Source organism: uncultured Winogradskyella sp. (genome assembly GCF_937958655.1).
Lineage (GTDB): Bacteria > Bacteroidota > Bacteroidia > Flavobacteriales > Flavobacteriaceae > Winogradskyella.
Genome location: NZ_CALGNH010000025.1, coordinates 60,854 through 86,560 on the forward strand (window position 1 = coordinate 60,854; position 25,707 = coordinate 86,560).

General features: G+C 32.9%; 26 protein-coding genes. 8 read left to right on the forward strand and 18 right to left on the reverse strand.

The genetic code is table 11. The annotated features are described in order from the left end of the window. Nucleotides 1-165: 165 nt before the first annotated feature. Both Q0800_RS05190 and Q0800_RS05195 read left to right on the forward strand, forming a co-directional pair. Entirely contained in the window at nucleotides 166-1,266 is a 1,101-nt protein-coding gene (locus tag Q0800_RS05190) for a DUF4407 domain-containing protein (protein ID WP_299128143.1), read from the forward strand. Nucleotides 1,267-1,395: 129 nt separating this feature from the next. Further along, nucleotides 1,396-1,863 carry a DUF4440 domain-containing protein gene (locus Q0800_RS05195; protein WP_299128144.1) on the forward strand — a complete coding sequence of 156 codons (468 nt, stop codon included), beginning with the start codon at nucleotides 1,396-1,398 and terminating at the stop codon, nucleotides 1,861-1,863. A gap of 203 nt (nucleotides 1,864-2,066) precedes the next feature. On the opposite strand, the gene Q0800_RS05200 is transcribed toward Q0800_RS05195, so the two are convergent. The 9 genes from Q0800_RS05200 to Q0800_RS05240 form a co-directional block, all read right to left on the reverse strand. Then, nucleotides 2,067-2,381 (reverse strand): hypothetical protein, encoded by a 315-nt coding sequence (locus Q0800_RS05200; RefSeq protein WP_299128145.1) that lies wholly within the window; start codon nucleotides 2,379-2,381, stop codon nucleotides 2,067-2,069. 238 nt (nucleotides 2,382-2,619) lie between these two features. Beyond that, nucleotides 2,620-2,868: a DUF1272 domain-containing protein gene (locus Q0800_RS05205; RefSeq protein ID WP_299128147.1), complete on the reverse strand. Its 249-nt coding sequence runs from the start codon at nucleotides 2,866-2,868 to the stop codon at nucleotides 2,620-2,622. 6 nt (nucleotides 2,869-2,874) lie between these two features. Beyond that, nucleotides 2,875-3,450, reverse strand: coding sequence for an alkylphosphonate utilization protein (locus tag Q0800_RS05210; RefSeq protein WP_299128149.1), 576 nt, complete (start codon nucleotides 3,448-3,450; stop codon nucleotides 2,875-2,877). 26 nt (nucleotides 3,451-3,476) lie between these two features. Further along, on the reverse strand, nucleotides 3,477-3,839 hold the full coding sequence (locus tag Q0800_RS05215; protein ID WP_299128151.1) for an MmcQ/YjbR family DNA-binding protein: 363 nt from the start codon (nucleotides 3,837-3,839) through the stop codon (nucleotides 3,477-3,479). A 97-nt stretch (nucleotides 3,840-3,936) separates the two neighbouring features. Next, nucleotides 3,937-4,548: a DUF4230 domain-containing protein gene (locus Q0800_RS05220; RefSeq protein WP_299128152.1), complete on the reverse strand. Its 612-nt coding sequence runs from the start codon at nucleotides 4,546-4,548 to the stop codon at nucleotides 3,937-3,939. Nucleotides 4,549-4,591: 43 nt separating this feature from the next. After that, nucleotides 4,592-5,344, reverse strand: a complete 753-nt coding sequence (locus Q0800_RS05225; RefSeq protein ID WP_299128154.1) for a cyclase family protein — start codon at nucleotides 5,342-5,344, stop codon at nucleotides 4,592-4,594. A 117-nt stretch (nucleotides 5,345-5,461) separates the two neighbouring features. Then, nucleotides 5,462-6,688, reverse strand: a complete 1,227-nt coding sequence (gene hemW / locus Q0800_RS05230; RefSeq protein WP_299128155.1) for a radical SAM family heme chaperone HemW — start codon at nucleotides 6,686-6,688, stop codon at nucleotides 5,462-5,464. A gap of 5 nt (nucleotides 6,689-6,693) precedes the next feature. Beyond that, nucleotides 6,694-7,272 (reverse strand): crossover junction endodeoxyribonuclease RuvC, encoded by a 579-nt coding sequence (gene ruvC, locus Q0800_RS05235; protein WP_299128156.1) that lies wholly within the window; start codon nucleotides 7,270-7,272, stop codon nucleotides 6,694-6,696. A 3-nt stretch (nucleotides 7,273-7,275) separates the two neighbouring features. After that, complete coding sequence (locus Q0800_RS05240; protein WP_299128157.1) at nucleotides 7,276-7,914, reverse strand: cell envelope biogenesis protein OmpA; 639 nt, start codon at nucleotides 7,912-7,914, stop codon at nucleotides 7,276-7,278. On the opposite strand from Q0800_RS05240, the gene Q0800_RS05245 reads away from it, so the two are divergent. From Q0800_RS05245 to Q0800_RS05260, 4 genes are all read left to right on the forward strand, one after another. Beyond that, a complete protein-coding gene (locus Q0800_RS05245; protein ID WP_299128158.1) occupies nucleotides 7,903-8,913 on the forward strand; it encodes a lysylphosphatidylglycerol synthase domain-containing protein in 1,011 nt (336 codons plus the stop codon). The two genes, Q0800_RS05240 and Q0800_RS05245, sit on opposite strands and share 12 nt — an antisense overlap. After that, entirely contained in the window at nucleotides 8,910-10,058 is a 1,149-nt protein-coding gene (locus tag Q0800_RS05250; protein ID WP_299128159.1) for a glycosyltransferase, read from the forward strand. Before Q0800_RS05245 ends, Q0800_RS05250 begins: the two co-directional genes overlap by 4 nt. A 70-nt stretch (nucleotides 10,059-10,128) precedes the next feature. After that, nucleotides 10,129-10,989: a hypothetical protein gene (locus Q0800_RS05255; RefSeq protein WP_299128160.1), complete on the forward strand. Its 861-nt coding sequence runs from the start codon at nucleotides 10,129-10,131 to the stop codon at nucleotides 10,987-10,989. A gap of 2 nt (nucleotides 10,990-10,991) precedes the next feature. Next, a complete protein-coding gene (locus tag Q0800_RS05260; RefSeq protein WP_299128162.1) occupies nucleotides 10,992-11,729 on the forward strand; it encodes a Bax inhibitor-1/YccA family protein in 738 nt (245 codons plus the stop codon). Nucleotides 11,730-11,826: 97 nt separating this feature from the next. On the opposite strand, the gene Q0800_RS05265 is transcribed toward Q0800_RS05260, so the two are convergent. From Q0800_RS05265 to Q0800_RS05280, 4 genes are all read right to left on the reverse strand, one after another. Then, nucleotides 11,827-12,303, reverse strand: coding sequence for a hypothetical protein (locus tag Q0800_RS05265; RefSeq protein ID WP_299128163.1), 477 nt, complete (start codon nucleotides 12,301-12,303; stop codon nucleotides 11,827-11,829). Nucleotides 12,304-12,343: 40 nt separating this feature from the next. Next, nucleotides 12,344-13,486, reverse strand: coding sequence for a tetratricopeptide repeat protein (locus Q0800_RS05270; RefSeq protein ID WP_299128164.1), 1,143 nt, complete (start codon nucleotides 13,484-13,486; stop codon nucleotides 12,344-12,346). A gap of 5 nt (nucleotides 13,487-13,491) precedes the next feature. After that, nucleotides 13,492-15,510, reverse strand: coding sequence for a M56 family metallopeptidase (locus tag Q0800_RS05275; protein WP_299128165.1), 2,019 nt, complete (start codon nucleotides 15,508-15,510; stop codon nucleotides 13,492-13,494). Nucleotides 15,511-15,599: 89 nt separating this feature from the next. Next, nucleotides 15,600-15,965 carry a BlaI/MecI/CopY family transcriptional regulator gene (locus Q0800_RS05280; RefSeq protein WP_299128166.1) on the reverse strand — a complete coding sequence of 122 codons (366 nt, stop codon included), beginning with the start codon at nucleotides 15,963-15,965 and terminating at the stop codon, nucleotides 15,600-15,602. 245 nt (nucleotides 15,966-16,210) lie between these two features. Between Q0800_RS05280 and Q0800_RS05285 the strand changes: the two genes are divergently transcribed. Beyond that, nucleotides 16,211-16,702, forward strand: a complete 492-nt coding sequence (locus tag Q0800_RS05285) for a DUF456 domain-containing protein (RefSeq protein WP_299128167.1) — start codon at nucleotides 16,211-16,213, stop codon at nucleotides 16,700-16,702. 261 nt (nucleotides 16,703-16,963) lie between these two features. Here the strand turns inward: Q0800_RS05285 and Q0800_RS05290 are convergent, their stop codons facing one another. From Q0800_RS05290 to Q0800_RS05310, 5 genes are all read right to left on the reverse strand, one after another. Next, nucleotides 16,964-17,632: a response regulator gene (locus Q0800_RS05290; RefSeq protein WP_299128168.1), complete on the reverse strand. Its 669-nt coding sequence runs from the start codon at nucleotides 17,630-17,632 to the stop codon at nucleotides 16,964-16,966. Nucleotides 17,633-17,700: 68 nt separating this feature from the next. Continuing rightward, nucleotides 17,701-19,689 (reverse strand): tetratricopeptide repeat-containing sensor histidine kinase, encoded by a 1,989-nt coding sequence (locus tag Q0800_RS05295; protein ID WP_299128277.1) that lies wholly within the window; start codon nucleotides 19,687-19,689, stop codon nucleotides 17,701-17,703. Between the two features lie 150 nt (nucleotides 19,690-19,839). Further along, nucleotides 19,840-20,010: a hypothetical protein gene (locus tag Q0800_RS05300; protein ID WP_299128169.1), complete on the reverse strand. Its 171-nt coding sequence runs from the start codon at nucleotides 20,008-20,010 to the stop codon at nucleotides 19,840-19,842. A 584-nt stretch (nucleotides 20,011-20,594) separates the two neighbouring features. Next, complete coding sequence (locus Q0800_RS05305) at nucleotides 20,595-21,341, reverse strand: sulfite exporter TauE/SafE family protein (protein WP_299128170.1); 747 nt, start codon at nucleotides 21,339-21,341, stop codon at nucleotides 20,595-20,597. Nucleotides 21,342-21,696: 355 nt separating this feature from the next. Beyond that, nucleotides 21,697-22,710: an XdhC/CoxI family protein gene (locus tag Q0800_RS05310; protein WP_299128171.1), complete on the reverse strand. Its 1,014-nt coding sequence runs from the start codon at nucleotides 22,708-22,710 to the stop codon at nucleotides 21,697-21,699. A gap of 125 nt (nucleotides 22,711-22,835) precedes the next feature. On the opposite strand from Q0800_RS05310, the gene polA reads away from it, so the two are divergent. After that, complete coding sequence (gene polA, locus Q0800_RS05315) at nucleotides 22,836-25,688, forward strand: DNA polymerase I (protein ID WP_299128172.1); 2,853 nt, start codon at nucleotides 22,836-22,838, stop codon at nucleotides 25,686-25,688. Nucleotides 25,689-25,707: the final 19 nt, after the last annotated feature.

Here is a 25,707-nt window from a genome sequence, read left to right on the forward strand (position 1 = left end):
TCTTTTAGCGTTCTAATAGCTATTAACAAGAGTCTTGTCTTTCTGAACTGTCACACTAAGCGCAGTCGAAATGTTGTTTCAGAATCTATACCATCATTTTTTTAGATGCTGAAACTCCCGACGCTTCGGGACAGCATGACAGCAGACTTTAATAACTCATCAATCATGCTCAAACAATTCTTTATCCTCTGCTCGGGAGCCGACACAGATATTCTTAACGATTGCTCCATCGGAGAACAAAATAAATATGCAGGTATTGGTGCTACGGTTTTCTTTACCGCTTTAATGGCAACTATAGCCTCTAGCTATGCGCTTTATACAGTTTTTGACAATCTTTATGCCTCAGTCTTTTTTGGAGTTGTTTGGGGCTTACTCATTTTTAATTTAGACCGTTATATTGTCTCTACGATTAGAAAACGAGATCATATTCTTAACGAAATCCTGCAAGCCACACCAAGAATTTTCTTAGCAGTTATTATTGCTGTGGTAATTTCTAAACCTTTAGAGCTCAAGATTTTTGAAAAAGAAATCAATCAGGTGTTATTAGAGCAAAAGAATGAACTGACTTTGGCCAATCAAAATCAGATAGCCGAGCAGTTTAATCCTAAAATTGTCGATTTAGAGACTCAAATCCAAGGGTTACAAGCTCAAATCGACACCAAAGAAACTGAAGTGAATGCGCTTTATAGCACCTACATTACTGAGGCCGAAGGCACTACAGGCACACTGAAGCTAGGAAAAGGACCTGTTTACAAAGAAAAGCGCGAAAAGCACGATGCAGCGTTGGCAGAATTACAGCAACTAAAAACAGATAATAAGGCAAAAATAACAGCTTTAGAGAATGAAATCTCTACGACTCAAGGAGATTACAAAGCTAACGTGGCAGAATCGCAACCCGTCATTGATAATTTTGATGGGCTCATGGCACGTATCACTGCTCTGGGTAAGCTACCATGGCTGCCATCCTTCTTTATTTTCCTTTTGTTTTTAGCCATTGAAACCTCACCTATAATCGCCAAATTAATGTCGCCAAAAGGCGAGTTCGACTATAAATTACAAGATCAAGAGACCGTAATAAAAAGTTGGACTGCGCAACAAGTAGCTGAACGCCAACTTTTAGTAAAAACGGATAACGCCATTAACAATAAAGTCTATACAGAAATTGCCGATGAAGAGGAGGTGATGAACTACAAACGCAAAAAAGCGCGTGAGTTGATGCAACACCAAGCAGATGCTTTTTTAAAGAAGCAGAAAAGCGTATTATAACACCCCTTAAGTTCCCTCAATGGGACATTCCAATCAACAAACATTCGAACAATTGTCCACTTGAGGGGACTTTAGTGGTGTGTTTTCCCGAATAAGTAATTATCTTTAGGAAACTAAAACCTAATCGAAATGAAACTCTTATTCAAACTTATAATGCTAATCGTATTCACTAGCTGTATTTCTGTCAAAGCTGATGATACCGCCAACAACTCTAATTTTGACACAGATAAAAATAGTGCAGAGGCAGGTATTAGATTGGTTTTAGAACAACAAGAAAAAGCATGGAACAACCATGATTTGGAAGGGTTTATGGAAGGCTATTGGAAAAGTGAAGACCTAAAATTCTATGGCTCAAATGGTTTAACACGAGGCTGGGATAATACTTTAGCGCGTTACAAAAAAAACTACCCTACAAAAGCTGAAAGTGGAACGTTAAATTTTGTTATTAATGATATTTCAAAAATTGAGGGAGATAATTATTGGGTTATGGGAGAATACCATTTAAAGCGTGGCGTTGGAGACGCTGATGGCATCTTTATAATTATTTTTAAAAAAATAAATGGTGAATGGAAAATCGTTGCGGATATGTCCTGTTAAATTTGAAGTTGAAGACGAAGCTGAATTCGAATATAAAAGTTAGGACGAGATTTCTCGTCGCTCAGTCCTCACTCTTTTTAACTGACACTGGCACTTTTGAAATCTAGAAACTTAAAACAAAAAAGTGTTTTCAAGAGTACTCATCCGCCAAGAAGAACACTAGTTGAAAACACTTTTAAATATAGGTTATGATACTATGAGTATTATGCAGCTACAATATTTGGTATACTAGCAGTACTTACCTCTGGTTCTTCTGTTTTAAAATGATCATATAATTCCTTACAACCAAAGCCAATGATAGATAATCGTTTAGATTTTATAATTGATTCATTATGCAATTTAGCCAAAGCCATTACTCCATCTCTATCAATACTATCAATACTTTCAATGTCCAACAAGATATCATCTAGTTTGTCAAAAATATTAGCAAAATAAGAGTCGAATGTTTTAAGGTTTAACTTGTTTAAAGTGCCTTTAATCTGAAAACGGTTGTTGTAATTGGTAATTTGTAAATCCATAATAAAATACTGTTAAATCGTTAATAATAATTTGGGCTATTAATCTGTAAATTTGGTGCTAATTAATCATGAGGGCACCTCTAATATCTTACTATTATTTAACGGTATCTTAGAAAATCGATAAATTGCAAATTAGACAAGTTTATTTGAAATTTCGTGTTTATTTTTTCGATAAACAACACGTTTTCTGATAGATAAAATGTAGGAAAATTAACAGGAAAACAATTAAAACTTAAGCCTAATTAGATGTAGAATTAAGACCTACAGGCTTGTATACAATTTTAGTAGAGACTGGGTATTTTTCTAATAGGGTTTTAGGTCGGATAGGACGTTTTTCAAAACCACCTCCACAATTTGGGCAAATATGTTGCAAAAGAGCAACACAGTTTTTGCAAAAGGTACACTCAAACGTGCAAATCATAGCATCATTAGAATCATAAGGTAAATCCGTATTACAATTTTCGCAAGTTGGTCTAATCTCTAGCATGACTTATTATATCTTCTTCACGTACGCTGTAATTATTACAATTCTTGTAGGTCCAACTTTACCTTCAATATAAGTTTCATTCTCATGATCTAATCTTATATTTCTAACGGCAGTACCTTGCTTAGCAATTATACTAGACCCTTTAACCTTTAGGTCTTTAATTAATACTACAGCATCTCCATGCTCTAGTACAACACCATTAACATCTCTATGAACCAATTTATTCTCTTCAGCTTCACCATCACCAGATGCTTTTGCGAGTTCTAAAACTTCATCCTCCAAATACAGCATATCTAATAAATCTTGTGTCCAATCTGCCTGAACTCTATTGAGCATTCTCCATGCCATGATTTTTACGGCATCATACTCACTCCACATACTGTCATTAAGACATCTCCAATGATTAGCATCAATCTTATCAGAATCATTGAACTGTTCTTTACAAACATTACAGGAATATAATCTCGTTTTTAAGCCATCTTCTTTCACATCTGGCACATTGTATGCTGATAGATTTTCTATGTTGCCACAAAGCTCACACTGTGAGTTACTGCGTTGTTGTAATTGTTTTTCTAAAGACATGGAAGCGGTTTAAGACAAATTTATGCTTATTTCAATGTTTCCCTTAATTTCTTAGGAAGTTTATGAACAATCATATTATACGAATGATCTATAAGCTCAAAAATTAATTTAACTGGTAATTCGCCAGTATGAAAGTAGGCACTGTTCCATTGCTGCTTATGCATGTGGTAAGCTGGTTTAATACTCTCGTATTCTGCTCTAAGCTCTTGCGCATACTCAGGATCGCATTTTAGATTTATAAAACCTTCTCCGTTTTCCCAATTAGATAAGGAGGCTAAAGCAAACATTTTATTACAAACTTTAAAGACTAGCACATCATCGTCAAAAGGAAAGTGTTCTGTGACTTCCTTTTTACTCATGCAATAATTTCTATAGTCTTCTATGTTCATAGTATTTCCCACGGAAGTGGGAATCTTATATTATTAAATAACTTATTGTTGTATCCTTAAGATTGCCGCGTCTTGTCGTCCTTGCAATGACAGCATACTACTCCAACAATTTTTTGTCTTCACCAGACTCAATTTTTAAGGCCGAATAATCTAAGGTCCAGCCAATGGTTTCTACCAAATTCTCAATAAGCTGAATCGCTTCTAAAGCTTCGTGCTTTGCTACATTATACAAACCGCTCTCAGGTACTTTATCCATAATATGAGCTTTGGCCTTAGTATGTAATTCTGTTAGATCCGAAGCTTCAAACTTATTAAACATGCCATCTTGTTTATCGTAATAATTAATATTACTCTCAATAGACAAGACTTCTGGCTGTGGAAAATGAGACAAAACAACAGTTTTAGATTTTGGATGCGAATTCATTTTCACTTTGCTTAAATCGAACCCAACATATGCTTTAGCATTAATAACAACTAAGGCTTTCTTTTTACTAGAAATTAGCTTTAAAAACTTTTCTTTTACATCTTCGTAGTGATAGATTTCTGCAAAATCACCTTCTACCGTTATAAATTTACAAACGCGTTTTATTTTATCGAGAAGAATAATAGATTGCTCGTTAGTTTTTTGTTTGCTTTTCCATTGTTTGTAAATAGTAACCAATCCTAAGGTTACCAGTATACTAATTATGATTATAAAAAATGTTTCCATAGGTATAAATAAGACACTAGATTAAACACTATTGTCACTTAACTTACGCTATAAGTTTATATAAAATTGGTTTACTTGGAGTGGCATCGTTTTCAAAAGGTGCAATTTGAAGGTTTAGCAAATAACAACCATCTTCAATCTTATTAGATACATAAATAAACTCCGTTATTGTGGCATCTTTGCGCAACTGGCCACGATAATTCCAAAATGCTTTATGGCCTTTTAATTCGCCACCATCTTCCTCTCTATCTACACTAGGTAAATCTACTAAAAGATGTTTAATGCCTTTTTTAACCAATAGCTTAATGGCATCTTCTAAGAAGTATGGCCAATTGGTATTTGAGTATTGCTTAGCCTTCTTTTCATTAGTATTAGGTATTGTCCTTATCACCACAGCATCTCGCTTTTTGTTTCCTAAAGCAAATTGTAATTGTTTGGCAGATATTACGGAATCCTCTCCTAACTTTTCTGGTGCTACAGTTACCAACTCAGCTAAAAAGAAAAACTGTTTTAAATTTTTATTTATAGAATGAACTGTCTCTGTAATATGACCTGCCGTTTCGGTATGTGTGCCGTGCGCATGTGGATTAAACGTTATGGTATTAAAATTAACAGACGCACCTTTTGCGACGCTAATGAGCTCTCCATCAAAAACTTCGGGCTCAATTTTTGGCGCTCCAATATACCAGGCATTTACATTGTTATTACTTCCTTTTATGGGAATTGAAATATCTAGTGGCTTTGATAAATCTACTTTTAACTTTCTAGAATTATTGTATTGTATGGTTGCTATCATTTATGCTGAACTTTTTTCAGTAACTTTTAAATTTTCTTTTTTATAAAACATCTCTAAAGTCCCTCTTCGACATACTCACTACATCGCATCAAAGGGAAAGTATAATGTAATATTAACTTAAGCTAAGTTGAGCATAAAAAGCTCAGAGGCTATGCCATCACTTAAAAATTGTCCTTTTTTAGTCACTCTTAAATATTCACCATCAATATACAATAAATGCTGATTTATAAAAACAGTAGCTTGCTCAATTAGGTAGTCTTTATAATTTATGCCAAACTCTTTTTCAACTTTAGTTAAAGATACTCCCCAAATAGTGCGCAAACCAGTCATTATATACTCGTTATAGCGATCTGTTTTAGTTAAGGTTTCTAGTTCTATTGGCAATTGGTTGTTTTGAAGCGCCTTTATGTATTTAGAATTATTTCTCACATTCCAACCGCGTTGCTTGCCATTAAAAGAATGTGCAGAAGGCCCAATACCTATATAAGATTTACCTTGCCAATAGGCTGAATTATTCTTGCTGAAAAAACCTTTTTTACCAAAATTAGATAGCTCATAGTGAACGAATCCTGCATCTTCTAATCGTTCTTTTAAAATATGAAATTGCTCATGGGCTTGTTCATCATCAACATCTTCAATAATACCTTTCTCAATAAAAGATGCTAAGGCTGTTTTTGGTTCTACCGTAAGTGCGTAACTAGATATGTGAGGTATGCCAAAACTTAAGGCTATCTCAATGTTTTTAACCCATTGTTCATTAGAGACTCCAGGAATTCCATAAATTAAGTCTAATGAAATATTATCAAAGTAGCGAGTCGCCACAGACAGACATTCTTTTGCATCCTCTGCATTGTGAGCGCGATTCATTAACTTTAAATCGGTTTCAAAAAAGGATTGTATACCTATGCTTAATCTGTTTATTCCAATAGTTCTATAATGTTGGTAAAGACCTCTCGACTTCGCTTGAGGTGACCGTTGCGCTTCTATTAAGTCATCTGGATTAGCTTCTAAAGTTATTTCTAGATTATCGGTAACTTGAAAATTTTGATATACCGAATCAATCAAAAATTGTAATTCGTCAATCGTTAATAACGAAGGTGTACCACCACCAAAGTAGATGGTTTCTACTAAAGTATTTTCAAATTCTTTTTTTCTAAGCGCCAACTCATTAGCCAAAGCCCTAACTAATTCGTCCTTCTTTTTTAAGGACGTTGAGAAATGGAAATCGCAGTAATGACAAGCTTGTTTGCAGAATGGTATGTGTATGTATATGCCTCCAGCCCTTTCTAACTTCCCCAGAGGGGAAGAACTATTACTCAAACCCTTTACTGATTTTTCGTCCATTGTATTTATTTTCCCTTTTGGGGATTAAGGGGCTTTTCTATGCGTTTTTCATTCTGCTTTACAAATGCAGACCAACCAGAATAATTTTTACCAACCTCTACTCTACCTTGATTGTAAAAGTGACAAACAGCTGCTGCTAATCCGTCTGTAGAATCTAGGTTTTTTGGTAATTCTTTTAATTGTAATAAACTCTGCAACATTTTAGCGACCTGCTCTTTACTTGCGTTACCACTGCCAGTTATGGCCATTTTAATTTTCTTAGGCGAATACTCAGTAATTGGTACTTCGCGCGATAAACCTGCTGCCATAGCCACACCTTGAGCTCTACCCAATTTTAGCATACTTTGTACATTTTTACCAAAAAATGGAGCTTCTATAGCAATTTCGTCTGGGTGATAGGTATCAATAAGTTCCACAGTGCGTTCAAAAATGAGTTTTAATTTTAAGTAGTGATCATCGTACTTTTTTAGTTGTAATTCGTTCAACTGTAAAAAAGACATTTTTTTTCCAACAACTTTAATAAGCCCAAATCCCATAATGGTTGTTCCTGGGTCAATACCTAATATAATTTGTTCTTTACTCATCGTTTAATCGCAAAATTGACATCCACTTAAAGATACAGCTAACCCTAAAGTTACATTAAAAACACTTCCATTAAAAGCACCCAAACCGCTCAAAACTGGGTCGTAACTATCAAGACTTGTTAAGCCATATATATAAGCAGTATCAACATATACAGAAACCTTTTCACTTACCGCATAATGCAGCTCTAAGCCTCCTAAAAGATTTAAGTAGGATTGTTTATTATCACCTAAATTACCTAAGGGTTTTACGAACGATAGACCTAGACCAGCATGGAGAATAGTTCGAAATCTATTTGGTAAAAATCTTAAAATATCAGATGGGTCGTACACAAACTGAGCGTTAATGCGTGAGTAATTAATTTTAAACTCTGGTGACTCACTATCACTTTTAAAACGATTAAACCCATAATCTAGCTTTAACCCATATTCTTTTTTAAACATACGCTGAACTCCCAAGTTTACCGTTGGGAAATTAATAGGTTGTGCATAGGTACCCTCTACAAAACCATCTGTAGTAGGGTAGTTAACACCTAGCGCAAAAAGCGCTTTCCACTTGCTACTGTCTTTAAATTGGGCATAACTATTAAAGCCTATACAAATGATGCTAAAGGTTATAAAGTATTTTTTTAGATGGAGCTGCATGTTTTAGTTTTTGATGTAATTTGCACTATGCATTATGGTTTGCCCTACAAAACTAAACAATTCTTCTTTGTACTTATTAAGCTAAGTATTGTCGTTGGTGCTTTTTATTTTATATACACAAAAATCTCTGAAAACGACAATTTAGAGTTCAGCACATTTGTTGATTTTTTAAGAGAAAATAATACTTTTTCATTCAAAAACATCCTTTTTTTGGTCATTTTAAGTGGTTTTAACTGGTTTTTTGAAATTCTAAAATGGGAAAAATTAGTAGGTACCATTAAAAAAATAACATTTAAAAATGCGATGGAACAAAGTTTAGCCGGCCTCACAACATCTTTAATAACACCCAATCGCATTGGCGATTATGGTGCTAAAGCGGTTTACTATCCAAAACCATTTAGAAAGCGTATAGTTCTTTTAAATTTATTAAGCAATATGGCACAAATGACTATAACCGTAATTTTAGGATGTATTGGTTTTATTGTATTTGTTAATCAGCATCCCATTGAGATTGATTATTATAAAATCTCACGTTTTGGTTTACTGCTGATTATTATTGGGATTTTTACCATTTTTGGGATAAAGTATAAGCCTTTGATTATTAAAGGGTATTCTCTGCAACGTATTATAAATTACATAAAAGAGATGCCTACTAAAACACATATTTTAAATCTTTTTCTATCTTTTTTACGGTATCTTATTTTTTCATTTCAATTTTACTATTTACTGACCACATTTGGTGTTTTTATAGGTTATAGTACTGCTATGGTAGTTATTACCAGTATGTATTTATTAGCATCTATAGTGCCTTCAATTTCAATATTTGATGTGGTTATAAAAGGTAGTATTGCGGTCTATTTATTTGACTTTTTAGCGGTTAATGAACTAACAATTTTATCTATAATAGCCGTTATGTGGATACTTAATTTTGCTATTCCGAGTGGCCTTGGAAGTTACTATGTTCTAAATTTTAAATTCCCTAAAACGCAAGCAGAATGATATATATTTTAATTGGTATTATACTGTTGTATTTGTTTGTAATTGGAAGCCTAGTGTATGGTTTTAGTACTATTGATGATTTTAAACTCAGGGATTTAGAATCTAAAACTAAATTTACAGTGGTTATCCCTTTTAGGAATGAAGCTGCCCATCTTAGAGCGCTAATAAGTTCATTATTTAGATTAAATTACCCAAAATCTTTATTTGAAATCATTTTAATTGATGATGATTCTTCTGATAATTCTGTCGAAATCATTAAAAAGTTTATTGGTGAAAAATCTTCAAAATCGAACACTACTAGTAATGACCGTATAAAGCTTATTAAAACTATGAGAACAACTAAGGCGCCAAAAAAAGATGCCATTACATCAGCCATAGCCATTGCAAAAAACGATTGGATCATTACCACTGACGCAGATTGTATTTTACCTAAATACTGGCTCAATGCTTTTGATGAATTTATACAAACACAACACCCAAACTGTATTGTTGCACCTGTAAGCTACACTACAGGCTCTTCATTTTTAAACCGTTTTCAAAACCTTGATTTTCTCAGCCTGCAAGCTGCTACTATTGGTGGCTTTGGGTTAAAGCTTCCTTTTTTATGTAATGGTGCCAATTTTGGATATAAAACATCTCTTTTTAAAACACTTAACGGATTTAAAGGCAATGACACTATAGCTAGTGGTGATGATATTTTTTTACTAGAAAAACTTAAGCAATACGATGCTAAAAAAGTCAACTACCTAAAATGTAAAGAAGCCGTCGTTTATACCAGCCCTGCTCCCAATTTTGAAGCTTTAATACAACAACGCATACGATGGGCTTCTAAAACGAATAAGCAACCAAATTATATTAGTAAGTGCATTGGACTCATCATTTTTTTAGGAAATTTAACCTGTATCGTAGCGCCTTTCTTAGGTTTATTTAAATTATTAGAAGGCAGAACACTTTTAGCACTATTGGTCATTAAAGTGAGTATTGATTTTTTACTTGTATTTAAAATTACAAGATTTTTTAACAAAGAGCACTTGTTGTTATCCTACTTAGGATCTGCCATAGTTTACCCTTTATTTTGCGTTTATATTGTATTGGTTTCCGCTTTTAATCCCTACGATTGGAAAGGTAGAACTTTCAATACCTAATTCATTTTGAATATTTTTGGTAGCTTTACCATTATTGAACCCCAAAACAACATAAATAACATTACTTAAAATGAAAAAAATCCTCGTATTATTCGCCTGCCTTGGTATAGGCTTTACTGCAATTAGCCAAGAACATTATACTATTAACGGAGATACTCTAGCGCTTAAAACAGAAGTTGATGGAAAATTAGACCTACTTTGGAATACTTTTGATGGCAACTACCGCTATTTTGTAAAATCTAATGATAACAGCATTACTGAACTAAAAAACACTAAGGATACCAATAACAAATATTTAGAAGAGTATAAAAGTGTATTATCCAATTTAACTGGCCAAAACACGGATGACTTAAAACTAACGCTCTACAGTTTAAAAAGCTTTATTAATAGGTACAATGCCTCTGTTGACCCTAATTATACGTATGAATCTACCGAGCAAAGTTTAGGTTTTAGACTAGGTTTTTGGGGCGGTGTAACAAATAATCCTTTTGTTAGTAATCCTGAAAATAAAAAGTTACCAATGTTAGGTTTAGAGCTCGAAGTTTTTGAAGCTAATGCCCTACCAAGACATTCAGGTTTTTTACAAGGAAGGCATGCGTTTAGCAGTGATGATTTTCAATATAGTACCACAGAATTTTCATTAGGTTACCGTTATCGTATTATTAATAAATCCACCTTTTCTATTTATGGCCAGGTTAAATTAGCAACATTAAATATCTCAAATGTCACGCTTTTAGACACTAATAATATGCAAAAGGACTTTAATGAAACAGCGTTTGATGTACCTCTAATTTTTGGTATTGGCTCAGATATTAAAGTTGGTGACAATAGTTACCTTACACTTATTTATGGAGAATTGTTTGCCGTACTCTTAGATAACCAAGGTAACTTTTCTGCCGACATTGCCATTGGGTATAAATTTAATCTGTAATAATGAGCTTACGGAATTTTAAAACCTCAAACCCTGTTTTTAATGGTTATTTTTGGGACAATGGTAGTACATCTACCAAAACAATGTCTGTTGCTGGCATTTGTCTAAAATCTATCCTTGGTATTTTAGTGATTGCTGGTATTACCGCTTATTTATGGAAACTGAACGAAAATGGCACACCCATGCACTGGTTTACCTTAGGTGGTATGTTAGGATCTATAGTAATTAGTATTATAATTTCGGTGCGGCATCAATGGGCACCATTTTTAGTACCACTTTATATTATAGCCAAAGGCTTTTTTTTGGGTGGGTTTTCGTCCTACGCACATCGTAACTTCCCTGAACTGCCATACCAAGCTATTGGAGTCACCATTGTTACCTTTTTTGTAATGTTATTGCTTTATCAATTAAGAATTATAAGAGTAACTAAAAAATTAAGAAGTGTAATTATAACGGCTACTATAAGTATTATGGTGGTTTATTTAATGTCTTGGATTCTTAACTTTTTTGGCATTAAAACCTATATATGGGGAACCTCTTGGTTTGCGATTGGTTTTAACGTTTTAGCAGCTATTGTAGCATCCTTTGCACTTTTATTAGATTTTGACTACATAGAACGTTATAAAAATAGAGCACCCAAAGCTAAAGAATGGTTAGCCACTTGGGGACTTTTAGCGACTTTGATTTGGTTATATGTTGAAGTTTTACGATTAATGCAGAAACTGGCGATACGGTTTTAAGTTCCTCGCAGAGACGTAGAGTCATATCTGAAATTTCCACAAATTAAGTTTTAGTTACCAATATACCTACAAGGTTTTGAAAACCTTGCAGGAAAGCCTAATCAATCTTTACAATTACAGGTAACTCAAAAGCTGTAGTGACTTGTTGCCCTCTTTTAATAGCAGGATATATTTTGGAAATATCCTTCAGGCTTTGGCGTAATAAACTATCAATTTCTGGAATTTGAAATTTTGTCTCTTCTTTAACTGAAATCGATGCAATGCTTAAACTACCTTTATTATCAATTATTATTTTCAGCCTAATAGTATCATTAACATTTTCAGATACTACGATGTTTTGATTCTCTAAATAATCATTAACACTGTTTAATAAGGTGGTTTGAAAACACAGCTTACTTGCTGATTTATCGGTAATAGAATTACAATTACTGAATGTTGGATAGGTGTCAACATCGTTCCAATTAAAGGTATTTAATTCTTCTTTAAGCAGATCTTCAGCATTTACTTTTTTCTTTTCAAAATAATCGCAGGAGGTAAAAAGAAGAATCAAAAAAAGAAAAGCAAATCGGTTCATTAGCACATTTTGATACGGAAATGTACGATTTTTTAAGAATTTAGTCTTTATCTGAGAATTTTTCTTGCTTAAGTTCTCCAAGTCTCTGTTCAGCAAATGGTCTAAATGGACTTTTTGTTCTCTTTTTAAGAAAATCTTGGTACATCTTAATTTTAGTATCTATATCGGCATAATATTCATCTTTAGTCCTTATTATAAAAAACTCAGACATCACATTTGACGAATCTTCTTTTAAAGATTTTTGGAACGCTTTTATAGCCTGTTTGTATTTTTTTTGACGATTTAACACCGTTCCCAATCGTTGATAGTCATCAGACAACGAAACATCTCTTAACTTTAATGATTTTGACATGTACTCCTCAGCTTTTTCAAAATTGCTCAGACGTTGGTAATATGTGCCAATTACAAACATAGCATTAGCATCATTAGGACTGTATTTTAAAGCTTTTCTTCTATGTCTAATCGCATCTTCATAATCCGAATTCTGCGCATAACTTAAGCTCAACTTTTCATGAATAAATTCTGACTCCTCACCTAAGTCTATCAATTTATTAAACCAAACCACCGCGTGTGTGTAGTATTCTTGGTAATAATAGGCCTGTGCTTTTAAGCTTATAAGTTCAATTTGCTCTGAATTAGTTTGAAGACCTTTGTCTATTAAGGTATTTGCTTGTTTAAACCTTCGCTTATAAATATGCCGTTTCGCAATTTTAATAATTGCTTTTTGATGGTTGCCATCTAACCGATACGCCTTAATAAATTCACTTATGGCTAAAGTGTCCTTTTGTTTTTCTAATACAATACCCAATTCATAATGATAGTTTGGATTTAAACTGTCTATTTCTATGAGTTTTCTATATAAATTACCAGATTCTGTATAACGCTTGGTTTTGGTCAGGAGTTTTGCGTATTCATATTTAAAAAGTAAGTTATCAGGATTAGAAGCAATTGCATTCTCATAGTTTAAAGCCGCTTTATTATAATTACCAATGGCAATGTAAGCCTTTGCAATATTGTCATAGACTTCTGCTTTTTCGGCAACCAGATTGTAGGCCTCTATAGCTTTAGAATAATAACCGTTAGCAAAAAGTTGGTCTGCGTTTTGTTTTGAGTTTTGGGCTTTTACACTAATAACACAACATAAAAACACTGTAGAAAGCTTAAACATTAATGGTTTTATCATAACAATCAATCTTTACCTTTGCCTATAGTCTTAATTAAAACTTGTTTTAATGAATCTATCTGCCTATTTAACTGAATGATTACAAGATTCTTTTCAGTAGAAGATCTTAAGATACGGTCTCTTTGATTTTCTAGGGTTTTAATTTCTTTTTGAATATTTGGGCTTTTGTCTGCAACCTGAAATACAATTGGTAGACTAAAAGGCACTGTAATTAATTCTCCACGTTGTTCTCCTGGAGTAAATTTTGGTAATAAGGCTATGACACGCTTAGCCTCAACCTCTAAAATCTCACTCGGCCCTCTGGCGATTATGTCTTTAACTTTGCCCAAAGTATCAATCTTAAACTGAACAAATACGCGTTTTCTTCCTGGCGATAGATCTTTTGCTAGACCTGTATTGAAATTTTTATTGATGAACTTGGTTACAAAATCGTTAAAGCAGGACTTTCTTTTGGTATTATCCCTTTCATCTGAGCATTTTGGGGGTGTTGGTGCAACATCTACAACGCTGAAAGGAACTTCCTCTGTCTCAATATTAAAGTTGCCTTCCTTATTAACACATTCTGATAAAAGCACTTGTAACTCTTGTGGCGAAAATAGACGTATTAAACCATCATAATTTTCTTTAGTAATTTCTATATTATCAGATCCATCCTTAACAATTAATTTTTTATACAAGCGTCCGTAAAGTACATCGTTAACTTTTTCATAAGCATCTTTGTGTTCTTCTTCTGTAAGGTTATCTATATCTTTAGAAATAACTTGAAGTGTTCTATTATAATTGGAGTCTCTATAAAAACTTCTGGCCTCTTCTGATTTTAAATACTCTAGATGCGCCTCGTAACTTCTATTAAAATTTATCATTTCATCAAATTGCAAAGTTCGCAGTTGATTTTTTTTACCACTATTTTCAGAGTATTCTTTAAATTTTAGAGCGTGATATCTCGTAAAAGCAACATACTTTAAATATTCATCCTTAGTTGGTATATATTTTCTTTCTGTATAGTTATAAGTATTTCTCAATTCTATAAAACTTCCAGAGGCCTGAGATTTTTCAGCTATTTCACTGTAGTATTTTTTAATAATAGCTTCATCGCTAAGTTCTTGAGTTGCCAAAGCGTTTTCATTATTGTTTTTATCTTGAGCCTTAACCTCTAAAGAGGTATAAATAAGCATTCCAAATACCAACGGAATTAATAATGCATACTTGAGTAAATGCCATTGTTTTGATTTTGATTTTTGTAACATAACGATTCGTTTTTTAATTAATGATGATTTAAAAAATGTGTTAGTAAATGATATGTGGTTAACATCGAATATTTGATTGAGCAAACGCTCATAATACTCGGCTTTACCATTTTGTTTTACGGCTTTAGCATCGGCAATAAACTCGTGTAGTTCTTTTATCCTCATCTGGTAGATGTACACTAACGGGTTAAACCAAAACAGAATGCGTAAAAGTTCAAAACAGAGCAGATCTAAGCTATGCCACTGTTTTACGTGGACGAGCTCATGCTTGTAAATGGTGTTTCTTTCTGTAGTTGAAATTTTTTCTCCTAAAAAAATGGTACTGAAAAATGAAAAAGCAGCTGTGCTGTTTAATAAATTAACGATGAGTATGTTGCCCTTCCAACGTTTTGGGTTTTTATGCTTTAACCAATAAAGCCTAAACATTTTAAGCAAAAAGATGAAGCCAGCGACACCTATACCAGCACCTAAAATAATTTGCCAAAGTGGAATTTCTGGTTGTTCTAAGACAATACCTGCTTTTTCTGCTATGGATACATCGTAGTTTGAAGGTGCTTTGGTTCCGATAAACACTTCTGGCAACTGAATAACTAGATCTTTTGTTACCGTATTTTTAAGCTCAGGAAATTTAATAAATGGTAAAATAAACGATAAAACCGTTGTTATTAGAAGGTAAGCTCTATTGTAATTAAAGAAGGTCTCTTTTCTTAAAACGAAATCATAAACCAATAAAAACAAAGCCTGACATGTAACGATTTGTAGAATTGTATATAACATAACTAATTAATTCGTTGATATTTATTTTTTACTAATGGTCTCATTGAACCTTGTATATTATGTTCAATTTTAGTTTTAGAATAATAGATCTACTGCGGTTTGTTTTTATTAATTTCATTTAAAAGTGTCTCAATATCCTTTACATCCACATCATTTTTTTGAACAAAAAAGGATACCATACTTTTAAAAGAGCCTTGAAAATAATTATCTACCAGCTTATTAATCGATTGATTGCTATAGGATTCTTTAGCAACAACTGGAAAATAGAAGTGACCTTTGCCCTGTTTTTCATGATCCACAAAGCCTTTAGATTCTAAAATCCTCACAATTGTTGATACGGTGTTGTAGGCTGGTTTTGGTTCTGGTAAAACTTGGATAATGGTCTTTACATTGGCTTTTTTGAGCTGCCAAAGCGCTTGCATTATTTCCTCTTCTGCTTTAGTAAGTTGCTTCATATTCATTTCCCAACTCAATTGGGAATCTTGTTAAGTTAGACTTTCATTTTTCGATCTTATATAAAAACATTAAATATTACTAGCTTATATGTTAAGATCCTGAAACAAGTTCAGGATACGAAATATGATTATAAAATTTAATTACACTGCCAATATAACTAAAAAATTAGTTTAAACTAATTTTTTAGTTTAAACTGTAACTTTTGTTACTGTGCTGCGTCATATAATCGATCAGAAAAATTATTATGGAAATTGTATTAATTATTATTGCTTTAGCGTTGATGATACTTGGAATATTAGGAAGCTTTCTTCCTGTTATTCCCGGCCCACTTACAAGTTGGGCTGGGCTTTTGGTTTTAAATTTTACAGATGGTGTAGAACTAAGTCTTACCTTTTTGATTATTACACTGCTTTTTGCGCTGTTTATTTATGTGTTAGATTATATGATACCTGCGGTTGGAACCAAACGTTTTGGAGGAAGTAGAGCCGGAATTATTGGCACTACAATTGGATTAATTGCAGGATTGATAACTCCTATCCCCTATGGTATTATTATTGGGCCTTTTATTGGTGCATTTATTGGAGAAATGATTCATAGAAATGATATGGAAAAAGCTCTCAAAGCTGCTTTTGGTTCTTTTTTAGGATTTTTAGCTTCTACATTCTTAAAATTTATTGTGGCTATTATTTACTTAGGCTTTTTTATCTCAAAACTTACCGAACATAGTGCGTATTGATATAATAACGCACTTCGCTTTATCGCATAAAAAAACCCGGTTACAAAAATGTAACCAGGTTTAATTTTCTTGCTATTAACTCAACAATTACTTAAAAAGGATTAATTAATTCTTGTTGACTTGATGTAAATATATATAACATCTTTAAGTTTTTATTGCGGTAAAACCGCAGACTTCATGCGGAAAAACCATACTTTGCAGCAAACACAGTACTTTAGAGACTTTTTTAATAGGTGAAAATGTGCGTTTTTTTTGGTTTTTTTATAAATAACCTTTCTCTTTAGCTTCAATAAGTAAGGTTTCATCCTTTCCATCCTTAATTGAAAACAACAATTTTAATTGTTTTTTTCTTTTTTCTATAGCGCTGGTAGACAACGGAATATAATCTGATAGACTTTTTGTTTTTATACCTTGAGACAATAAATGCAAAATCTTTCTATTAACATCATCTACATATATTTGATTACGAATCGTTTTTTTTATGAAGTTGTTTACTGTACTACTGTAATACGGTGGAGACCTTAAAATCTGCTGAAAAGCATCGGCCAATTCCATTGACGTTAAATCACTTTTAATTAAAAATCCATCTGGATTTATTTCTTTAATAATATTATGGACTCTAAACGATTCATTAAACATAGTAAGAATAATGATTTTAGATTCTGGCATTACATTTTTGGCGAGTAAAGCCAAATCCTCACCAGAGGTAAAACTACCATCTTCTGATGGTGGTAAGCTAATGTCAAAAAAACACACATCGTAAGGTGTGTTTTTAGCTGCTCTATTAATCATGATCTGTGCTGTGTCACAGTTATTGGCTGTGTCTATAAGTAGTGTTTGATCATCATCTTTTGTGGACATTAAAACATTTTGGTAACCCTCAATTATTATTGGATGGTCATCTACCATTAAAATGTTGATATGTTTCATTTGTGACAACAAGTATTATTGACAGTGAAAAATTACTATAGCATAAATTCTATAAGCTATAGATCATTTTATATCGATTGGTTTATATAAGGAATCTCTACACTAACTTTTGTACCCTCACCAACCGCAGATGAAATTAAAATTTCACCATCTATATCGGCAACGCGAGACTTCATATTTTTAATACCTATTCCCTTTTTTTGCTTGGAGGTATCAAAGCCTTCTCCATCATCTATAATACTTAAGCAAATTACATTTTTTTCTAAAGAAATACTAATTTTAATAGCGTGAGCGTTAGCGTGCTTATAGATATTTTGTAATGATTCTTGCAGAACTCTATAGATATTAATTTTGGTTTTATTATTTATATTCTCCCAGATAATATCGTCTGTATAGTTAAACTCATATTCTAAATTATAGGCCTGTACTTGGCTATGAATAAGTTCTGATACGATGTCTATAAAACCAGATCCTGAAACAAAATCTGTATTTAACTCATGCGATATTTTCCTAATCTCGTTTTCTATGGTTTTTAGCTGAGCAATATAATTTGCTCTAGTCTCCATAGCTGTTTTACCTTCTTTAAAATTAATACTATCGAGGCTTAGGCGGGTACCAAATAGTCGACCAAGTACACCATCATGAAGCTCTTCGGATATCCGTTTTTTTTCTTTAGTTCTGGCTGCTTCAACCTTATCTTGCTGACTCAACATTAAATTATAAATGTCTTCGTTGGCCTTTTGCTGTACTTGTACTAGTTTTAATTTTCTATTTTTATCGCGCTGGGAGATAAACACATAAATTAAGATCGCAGTTAGTAATAAACTCATAGATAAAATAGCCAAGTATAGATTTTCTTTTGAGATTTGTTCGTTTTCGGCTTCGAGTTGGTCGGTTTCAAACTCTATTCTAGCGTATTTATTTCTTACATTTCGGGTCTCGATTAATAAACTATCCGTAAGTCTAATATGCTCTTTCAAATAAGATTTTGCTTTTTCTCCTTCAGTGTTTTCAGCTAATAATAAAAGTGCTTTCTGTTTTATTTCATTTGCAGAAACTTTAGATGATATTTTTAAAGCTTCATTTGCATATTTATTAACCGAATCCTTTTCTTTTATTGTATCATACAACTTTGAGAGACGCAAAGAAACATTCATTGTTAGCACTTCATCATCAAGCTTTGTAGTTAAAGTATATGCCTTCATAAATATATCATTTAACCTATCAAAATCATAACTTCCTGATTCTAATTTAGTGTCGGCTATATTGGTTAAAATGGTTGGATAAAAAGAAGGATCTTCATTACTATATTTAGACTTTAACGGCAACAAACTTTCATAAAGCTCAATAGCCTTATTAAAATTACCCATCTGTCTATATACAAATGCTTTATTATTTATAGAATAGACCTCATTAAGAAATCCATCATTTATTTTCTTTGCAAAAGAGTTAGATATTTCATAATATTCTAAGGCCTTGTTATAATTACCTGTTTCTCTAGATATTATACCCATCAAATTATATGCATTCCATAATTTATCAAGACGATTTTGGGTTTCTTTAAGTTGATTTAGAATAATAATAGATTTTACAGCAGCCTCCTCTGCACCAACGTAAATCTTTTCTATCTGCAAAATATCAGCAACATAGAGCAAAGCTGTAGCTTTATTTTCAGATATTTCATGTTTAGGATAATATTTTAGTGCCTTTGAGTAATAGTAATATGAACTATCATTTTGTTCATAAAATCTATAGACAGATCCAAGATTAGAAGTTGCGACTGTTACTGCAGAAGAATCTCTAAGTTTTAATGCCAATTTATAGTTTCTTCTGTTTAAATCCATGTAATTATCATAATTTTGAGACTCAAAATATAGTAATGACAAATTTCTATTAGCTTTTAAAATGATAGAATCTATGTTTGTTTTCTTTGCTAATTCAGAAGATTTTACAGCAAAATTAAATCTTTGGTTAAGATTATTTTTTTTGTCTTGCGATTTATAAATTAAGGCATTTATCGAATCCACAGACTTGCTTTGTGCAAATCCTGATGTCATCACAATAAATAATATAAGAGTTAAATACCTCAACAAACTAAAACACTTTACATCAAAAATAAGCTAAATTTTTACAATTTGAATTTTGTATAACAACAGAAGCTCTCGTTAAAAAACGAGAGCCAATTATAATTTTACTTAAAGTTAAAGTTAAGCCTGTGTTTCTAATTTCAATTTTTTCTTATCCACTGCCAAGAAGTCTTTTGGACTATAAGTTTTTATTGTTGATTCATTATCAACAATATCATTATCTGACTTTACACCAGATATAGTTAAAGTAGCAATGGCAACTAGAGCTAAAGTAATTTTAAGGGTCTTCATAAGTATCAATTTAGGGTTTATTAATAGTCAATATAAAATAGTGTAACTCTAATAGTTACGCTGAGGGAAGGGAATGGATAATTAACTATTTTTAGGTCTTTACCTAAATGTATACATAAAATTAAACGAGGGATGTTTGCTAGATTATTAAACTAGCTCATTTTGAATTAATGGAATTTCTCTATGAGTATTTTGAGGGCTTATAAAGAGAGCACAAATATAGATTTATTTTTCTATTCTCCAAAAAAAACATAGCTAAAATGTGTAATTTATCGGATAAAATACATTTTACGTTTTAAGAATTCATCTTAATTACGGCAAAATGGGTCTAAAACAAAAAAGCATCCCAATTTTCTGATTAAAGAAAAAAGGAAAGCCTTTCATTGGTAAAACCAAAGTATCTCTGGTTTTCTACAATTCAGGTATTATCCTGAACTTAACACAACAGGGCAAAAATAACTCCCATTACAAACTTTTACAAACATTATATTCATTTTATTGTAATAAAGTCTGTGCGCTTTGCTATTCTAGGCTATTTTATGAGTCGTTCTCAATGTCTCCAAAACAATTAATAACCATAGATTTTATATTAAAAACAATTTAAACGTTGCCAATAGCAATACAATTGCTAAAAGGTAAGTTAAGGTTTTTAAACTAAACTTTTGGCTTCCGTAAAGCCCTCCTAGCGCTCCACCTAGCATTACTGCTGGTATAAAATATAAAACGTCATTAGGAATGCTACCACCATTTAATAGAAAGCCAATAATACCTGCCATTGAATTTACAAAAATAAACAACGCAGATACAGCAGCCGCTTCTTTAACAGTTCCCCAATAAAACATAATAATAATAGGGCTTAAAATTATACCTCCTCCAATACCAATCATACCAGACAATAAACCAATAATACCTCCAATAACTAAAGCTATGGTCATATTTACAGGTATCGTTTTCTTAGATGCACTCCCAAAGACATTGAGAATTCTTAGTATCGCAATAATTAAAAAAACACCAAGTATTTGCTTGTATAAATTTGCATTAACCGAAAAATAGCCTCCTAAAAATGCAGCAGGAATAGACGTTATCGCAAAAGGAAAAAACAGCCTTAATCTAAAATACGTGTTCTTTTTAAAAAACCAAAACGCAATACCAGAAACAAAAATGTTTAGCGTTAATGCCGTTGGTTTCATGGCTAAAACCGGAAACGAAAATAGTGCCATTAATGCCAAATAACCACTAGCACCTCCATGCCCAACACTAGCATAAATAAACGCAACAACAACAAGTATAATTATAAACAGGAGTAATACCTCTAAATGAAGAATAGCCATAAATTAGCGTTTTATACAGATGATCAGCTCACCGTTTTTAATAATCGCCTTATCCTTTTGTACTACTAAAAGTACCTTTAGCAATCCATAAGACTTTAGCATAGATAATACTTGAGCTAATGACATAGAAGCTTACTTAAGAGGCAGTATGTTTATAGATAATAATTCATCTTCCGCTAAAACATAATCTAATACTTTATCTATAGGTTTACAGGCCGCATTTAAAAGATGAAACTGCTTTTCTATTTGCTTTAAGGTCTGAGTACCAGAAACCGTTAAAAATATAAAACATTTTCCTTCAAATTTTTAATTGGAAACCATTGTAAAAATAGAACATCCTTTTCTACAAACATATTTATGTATGTATTTTTCCTTTAATAGATTTAAGATGGCTAACTTTAGTACCTCTCACTACTGCCAATATTTCAGAAAGGATAGATAAAGCTATTTCTTCTGGTGTTATAGATCCAATATGCAAACCAGCAGGACTAAATATAATGTCAAAAAAAGATTCAGAAATATCCGGAACAAAATGAACAAGTTCGTTCTGCAATTGCGCTTTGCGTTTAGAAGATCCTAAAATCCCAATATATTTTGGTTTAAGTGGCTCTAACTTTATTAAATATTTTAAATCCTTAACATAATTATGAGTCATTAAAACTACAGCTGTTTCATTATCAATAGAAAAATCAATAGTATCTGGCGTTGCTGCAGAAACTGATGTTGATCCTGGGAAATCACTCCTGCATTTAGGATCCTTAATTGATGTCACAACATCAACATTCCACCCTAATAAAGATGCCATCGTACACAGTTTTACAGAATCGTGCTCACCACCAATAATTAAAAGTCTAAAGGGTGGTTGTAATACCTGAGAAAACACATCATTTTCATCCGAATTATCACTATTAAAATTATCTGAAAACACAAACCTATTTTCATCCAGTACAATCACAGAACCAAATGCAGTATTAGTGGATTCGCTTGCTTTATAATAAGACTCTATTAGCAAACTTTGACGTTTATTAAGATGTACTTCAAATTCTGAAATAAACGCTTCAGAAACCCTAAAAGGTTCAATTAATATATATAATACGCCCTCGCAACCCAATCTATAGCGCCCATCATAGGTAATTATTTTAGCAATGTTATCTTTAAAAACAGTACTTGCACGTCGTTTAATTTCGTTCTCTACACAGCCACCACTCACTGCACCAGTCATAATTCCGTTTTCAGAAATTAACATTCTTACACCAGGTTTTCTGTAGGAGGACCCTTCAAGGAAAACAACAGTTGCCATAACACTTTTTAGACCATTGCGCTCGTTAATTATAGCTTGTGTAATTATAGATTTAAACTCGTGGATCATTAACTGTGTTTTAATTGCTTAAATTAATTAAAAGCTCTAAACAAATTCATCTTATAAAGATAAGCGGTTAATTTTAAATAAACCCCTAACTTTTTGTAGTTTTATAAACTTCAAAAATCCATCAGATGTCAGACCAAAAACGCCTCTTTTTAGTTGATGCTTATGCCTTAATTTTTCGTGGCTATTATGCTTTTATAAAAAATCCGAGAATAAATTCTAAAGGTGAAGACACCTCTGCTATAATGGGCTTCATGAATTCGCTTTTAGATGTTATTAAACGCGAACGACCAGACCATTTAGCGGTTTGTTTTGATAAAGGCGGTAGTGTAGACCGCGTAGAAATGTTTGAAGCTTACAAAGCCAACAGGGACGAAACACCAGAAGGTATTAAGACTGCTATTCCCTATATACACGAGATTTTAAAAGCCATGCACATTCCTATAATGGTAAAAGAAGGTTATGAAGCTGATGATGTAATAGGTACACTATCTAGACAAGCAGAAAAAGAAGGTTACAAGGTATTTATGGTAACACCAGACAAGGATTTTGCGCAACTGGTAACCGATAATATTTTTATGTATCGCCCAGTATTTGGTGGTGGATATGAGACCTGGGGAATTCCTGAGGTACAAAAGAAATTTGAAGTTACTGACCCTTTACAAGTCATTGACTTTTTAGGGATGATGGGAGACGCGTCTGATAATATTCCTGGCTTACCGGGCGTTGGTGAAAAAACAGCAAAAAAATTCTTAACACAGTTTGGCAGTATGGAAGGGCTTTTAGCCAATACAGACCAGTTAAAAGGCAAAATGAAAGAAAAAGTAGAAGCTAATGGAGAGCTTGGTCTTTTATCTAAAAAATTAGCCACCATAATGCTAGATGTACCTGTCGAATTCAATGCTAAGGATTTTACTCTAGACGAACCAGATATTGAAAAGGTAAAAGAAATTTTTCAGAATTTAGAGTTTAGAAGACTTACAGATAATTTCCTAAAAACCTTTGCACCTCAAGAGGAATCGACTTCAGCTTCGTCTTCAAATTCGAGTTCAAATTCAAAATCAAGTTCAAGTTCAACTTCAAAAGCTGCAGGAGCTGGTCAGTTTTCACTTTTTGGCACAAATAACTCCAATGAAATAGCTTCTGAAACCTCCGCTAACTTTGATAGAAAAACAGCCGAAACGACCTCTCATTTTTATCAAAGCATAGCGCCTGGCATGGCCACCAAGTTGTTTATTAAAAATTTAATGAACCAAACTTCGGTTTGTTTTGATACCGAAACCACAGGACTCAATCCACTAACAGCTGAGCTTGTTGGTATTGCTTTTTCTTGGGAAACTGGCAAAGGATTTTATTTGCCTTTTCCAGAACATAGAGACGAGGCACAAGCCCTTGTAGAAGACTTACGCCCATTTTTTGAAAATGAAAATATTGAAAAAATTGGTCAGAATCTTAAATACGATATTAAGGTATTGGCAAAATACAATATCGATGTAAAAGGAAAATTATTTGACACCATGTTAGCGCATTATTTAATTAATCCAGATATGCGGCACAATATGGACGTCTTAGCAGAAACATACCTCAATTATACTCCAATTTCTATTACTAAACTTCTTGGTAAAAAAGGAAAGAATCAGCTTTCGATGCGAGATGTGCCCTTAGATAAACAAACTGAATATGCCGTTGAAGATGCCGATATCACCTTACAACTTAAGGAACATTTTGAAAAAGAGTTAGGCGAAGCCAATACTAAAAAATTATTTGATGACATTGAAGTACCTTTACTTAGAGTACTTGCAACTATGGAACTAGAGGGTATTAACCTAGATAAAGACTTTTTAGGCTCACTATCCGAGCAATTAAATAACGACATTAATACGCTAGAAAAGCAGATTTACGACGCTGCTGGTGAAGAATTTAACATAGCCTCTCCTAAACAATTGGGTGTTATTTTATTTGAAAAAATGAAATTGGTAGACAAGCCAAAGAAAACCAAAACAGGGCAATATTCTACAGCAGAAGACGTACTTAGTTACCTCGCAAAAGACCATGATATTATTCAGCAAATTTTAGAGTATAGAGGACTTTCAAAATTAAAGAGTACGTATGTTGATGCTTTACCGTTGCAAGTCGAAGAAAGCACAGGCAGAGTACATACCGACTATATGCAAACCGTTGCAGCAACAGGGCGTTTAAGCAGTAATAATCCAAATTTACAGAATATCCCTATTCGTACAGAACGTGGTCGTCAAGTACGAAAAGCATTTATTCCTCGTAATGAAGATTACACTTTACTCGCTGCCGATTACTCACAAATAGAATTGAGAATCATTGCAGCCTTAAGTGAAGAAGAAACCATGATTGAAGCGTTTAAAAATGGAAAAGATATCCATGCATCAACCGCTTCTCGTGTATTTAATGTTCCAATTAATGAAGTTACAAGAGAACAACGAAGCAATGCCAAAACCGTCAACTTCGGAATAATTTATGGCGTCTCCGCATTTGGATTGAGTAACCAAACTGACTTATCACGCAGTGAGTCTAACGAGCTTATTGAGACCTATTATTCCACCTACCCAAAACTTAAAGCTTATATGAGCAAACAAGTTGATTTTGCTAGAGACAATGGCTATGTGCAAACGGTTTTAGGACGTCGTCGCTATTTAAAAGACATTAATTCTCGTAATGCAGTCGTACGAGGAGCAGCAGAACGTAATGCGGTTAATGCGCCAATACAGGGAAGTGCTGCTGATATTATTAAGATTGCAATGATTAATATTTATAACAAACTTCAATCTGGTAATTATAAATCTACAATGCTCTTACAAGTCCATGATGAACTGGTTTTTGACATCTACAAACCAGAGTTAGAAACTATGAAAACCCTAATTAAATCTGAAATGGAAAACGCATATCAACTTTCCGTTCCTTTAGATGTCGATTTAGACATTGGTGATAATTGGTTAGAGGCACATTAAATTCCCGTGAAAACGGAAA

Bases quoted from the DNA above. Each gene is read 5' to 3' on its own strand.
- Q0800_RS05210 (WP_299128149.1), bottom strand. From the start codon at position 3,450: ATGTCTTTAGAAAAACAATTACAACAACGCAGTAACTCACAGTGTGAG.
- Q0800_RS05200 (WP_299128145.1), bottom strand. From the start codon at position 2,381: ATGGATTTACAAATTACCAATTACAACAACCGTTTTCAGATTAAAGGC.
- Q0800_RS05265 (WP_299128163.1), bottom strand. From the start codon at position 12,303: ATGAACCGATTTGCTTTTCTTTTTTTGATTCTTCTTTTTACCTCCTGC.
- Q0800_RS05255 (WP_299128160.1), top strand. From the start codon at position 10,129: ATGAAAAAAATCCTCGTATTATTCGCCTGCCTTGGTATAGGCTTTACT.
- Q0800_RS05195 (WP_299128144.1), top strand. From the start codon at position 1,396: ATGAAACTCTTATTCAAACTTATAATGCTAATCGTATTCACTAGCTGT.
- Q0800_RS05275 (WP_299128165.1), bottom strand. From the start codon at position 15,510: ATGTTATATACAATTCTACAAATCGTTACATGTCAGGCTTTGTTTTTA.
- ruvC (WP_299128156.1), bottom strand. From the start codon at position 7,272: ATGAGTAAAGAACAAATTATATTAGGTATTGACCCAGGAACAACCATT.
- Q0800_RS05310 (WP_299128171.1), bottom strand. From the start codon at position 22,710: ATGATCCACGAGTTTAAATCTATAATTACACAAGCTATAATTAACGAG.
- Q0800_RS05190 (WP_299128143.1), top strand. From the start codon at position 166: ATGCTCAAACAATTCTTTATCCTCTGCTCGGGAGCCGACACAGATATT.
- Q0800_RS05270 (WP_299128164.1), bottom strand. From the start codon at position 13,486: ATGATAAAACCATTAATGTTTAAGCTTTCTACAGTGTTTTTATGTTGT.
- Q0800_RS05245 (WP_299128158.1), top strand. From the start codon at position 7,903: ATGGAGCTGCATGTTTTAGTTTTTGATGTAATTTGCACTATGCATTAT.
- hemW (WP_299128155.1), bottom strand. From the start codon at position 6,688: ATGGACGAAAAATCAGTAAAGGGTTTGAGTAATAGTTCTTCCCCTCTG.
- Q0800_RS05205 (WP_299128147.1), bottom strand. From the start codon at position 2,868: ATGCTAGAGATTAGACCAACTTGCGAAAATTGTAATACGGATTTACCT.
- Q0800_RS05215 (WP_299128151.1), bottom strand. From the start codon at position 3,839: ATGAACATAGAAGACTATAGAAATTATTGCATGAGTAAAAAGGAAGTC.
- Q0800_RS05220 (WP_299128152.1), bottom strand. From the start codon at position 4,548: ATGGAAACATTTTTTATAATCATAATTAGTATACTGGTAACCTTAGGA.
- Q0800_RS05260 (WP_299128162.1), top strand. From the start codon at position 10,992: ATGAGCTTACGGAATTTTAAAACCTCAAACCCTGTTTTTAATGGTTAT.
- Q0800_RS05280 (WP_299128166.1), bottom strand. From the start codon at position 15,965: ATGAAGCAACTTACTAAAGCAGAAGAGGAAATAATGCAAGCGCTTTGG.
- Q0800_RS05290 (WP_299128168.1), bottom strand. From the start codon at position 17,632: ATGAAACATATCAACATTTTAATGGTAGATGACCATCCAATAATAATT.
- polA (WP_299128172.1), top strand. From the start codon at position 22,836: ATGTCAGACCAAAAACGCCTCTTTTTAGTTGATGCTTATGCCTTAATT.
- Q0800_RS05240 (WP_299128157.1), bottom strand. From the start codon at position 7,914: ATGCAGCTCCATCTAAAAAAATACTTTATAACCTTTAGCATCATTTGT.
- Q0800_RS05250 (WP_299128159.1), top strand. From the start codon at position 8,910: ATGATATATATTTTAATTGGTATTATACTGTTGTATTTGTTTGTAATT.
- Q0800_RS05285 (WP_299128167.1), top strand. From the start codon at position 16,211: ATGGAAATTGTATTAATTATTATTGCTTTAGCGTTGATGATACTTGGA.
- Q0800_RS05305 (WP_299128170.1), bottom strand. From the start codon at position 21,341: ATGGCTATTCTTCATTTAGAGGTATTACTCCTGTTTATAATTATACTT.
- Q0800_RS05300 (WP_299128169.1), bottom strand. From the start codon at position 20,010: ATGAAGACCCTTAAAATTACTTTAGCTCTAGTTGCCATTGCTACTTTA.
- Q0800_RS05225 (WP_299128154.1), bottom strand. From the start codon at position 5,344: ATGATAGCAACCATACAATACAATAATTCTAGAAAGTTAAAAGTAGAT.
- Q0800_RS05295 (WP_299128277.1), bottom strand. From the start codon at position 19,689: ATGACATCAGGATTTGCACAAAGCAAGTCTGTGGATTCGATAAATGCC.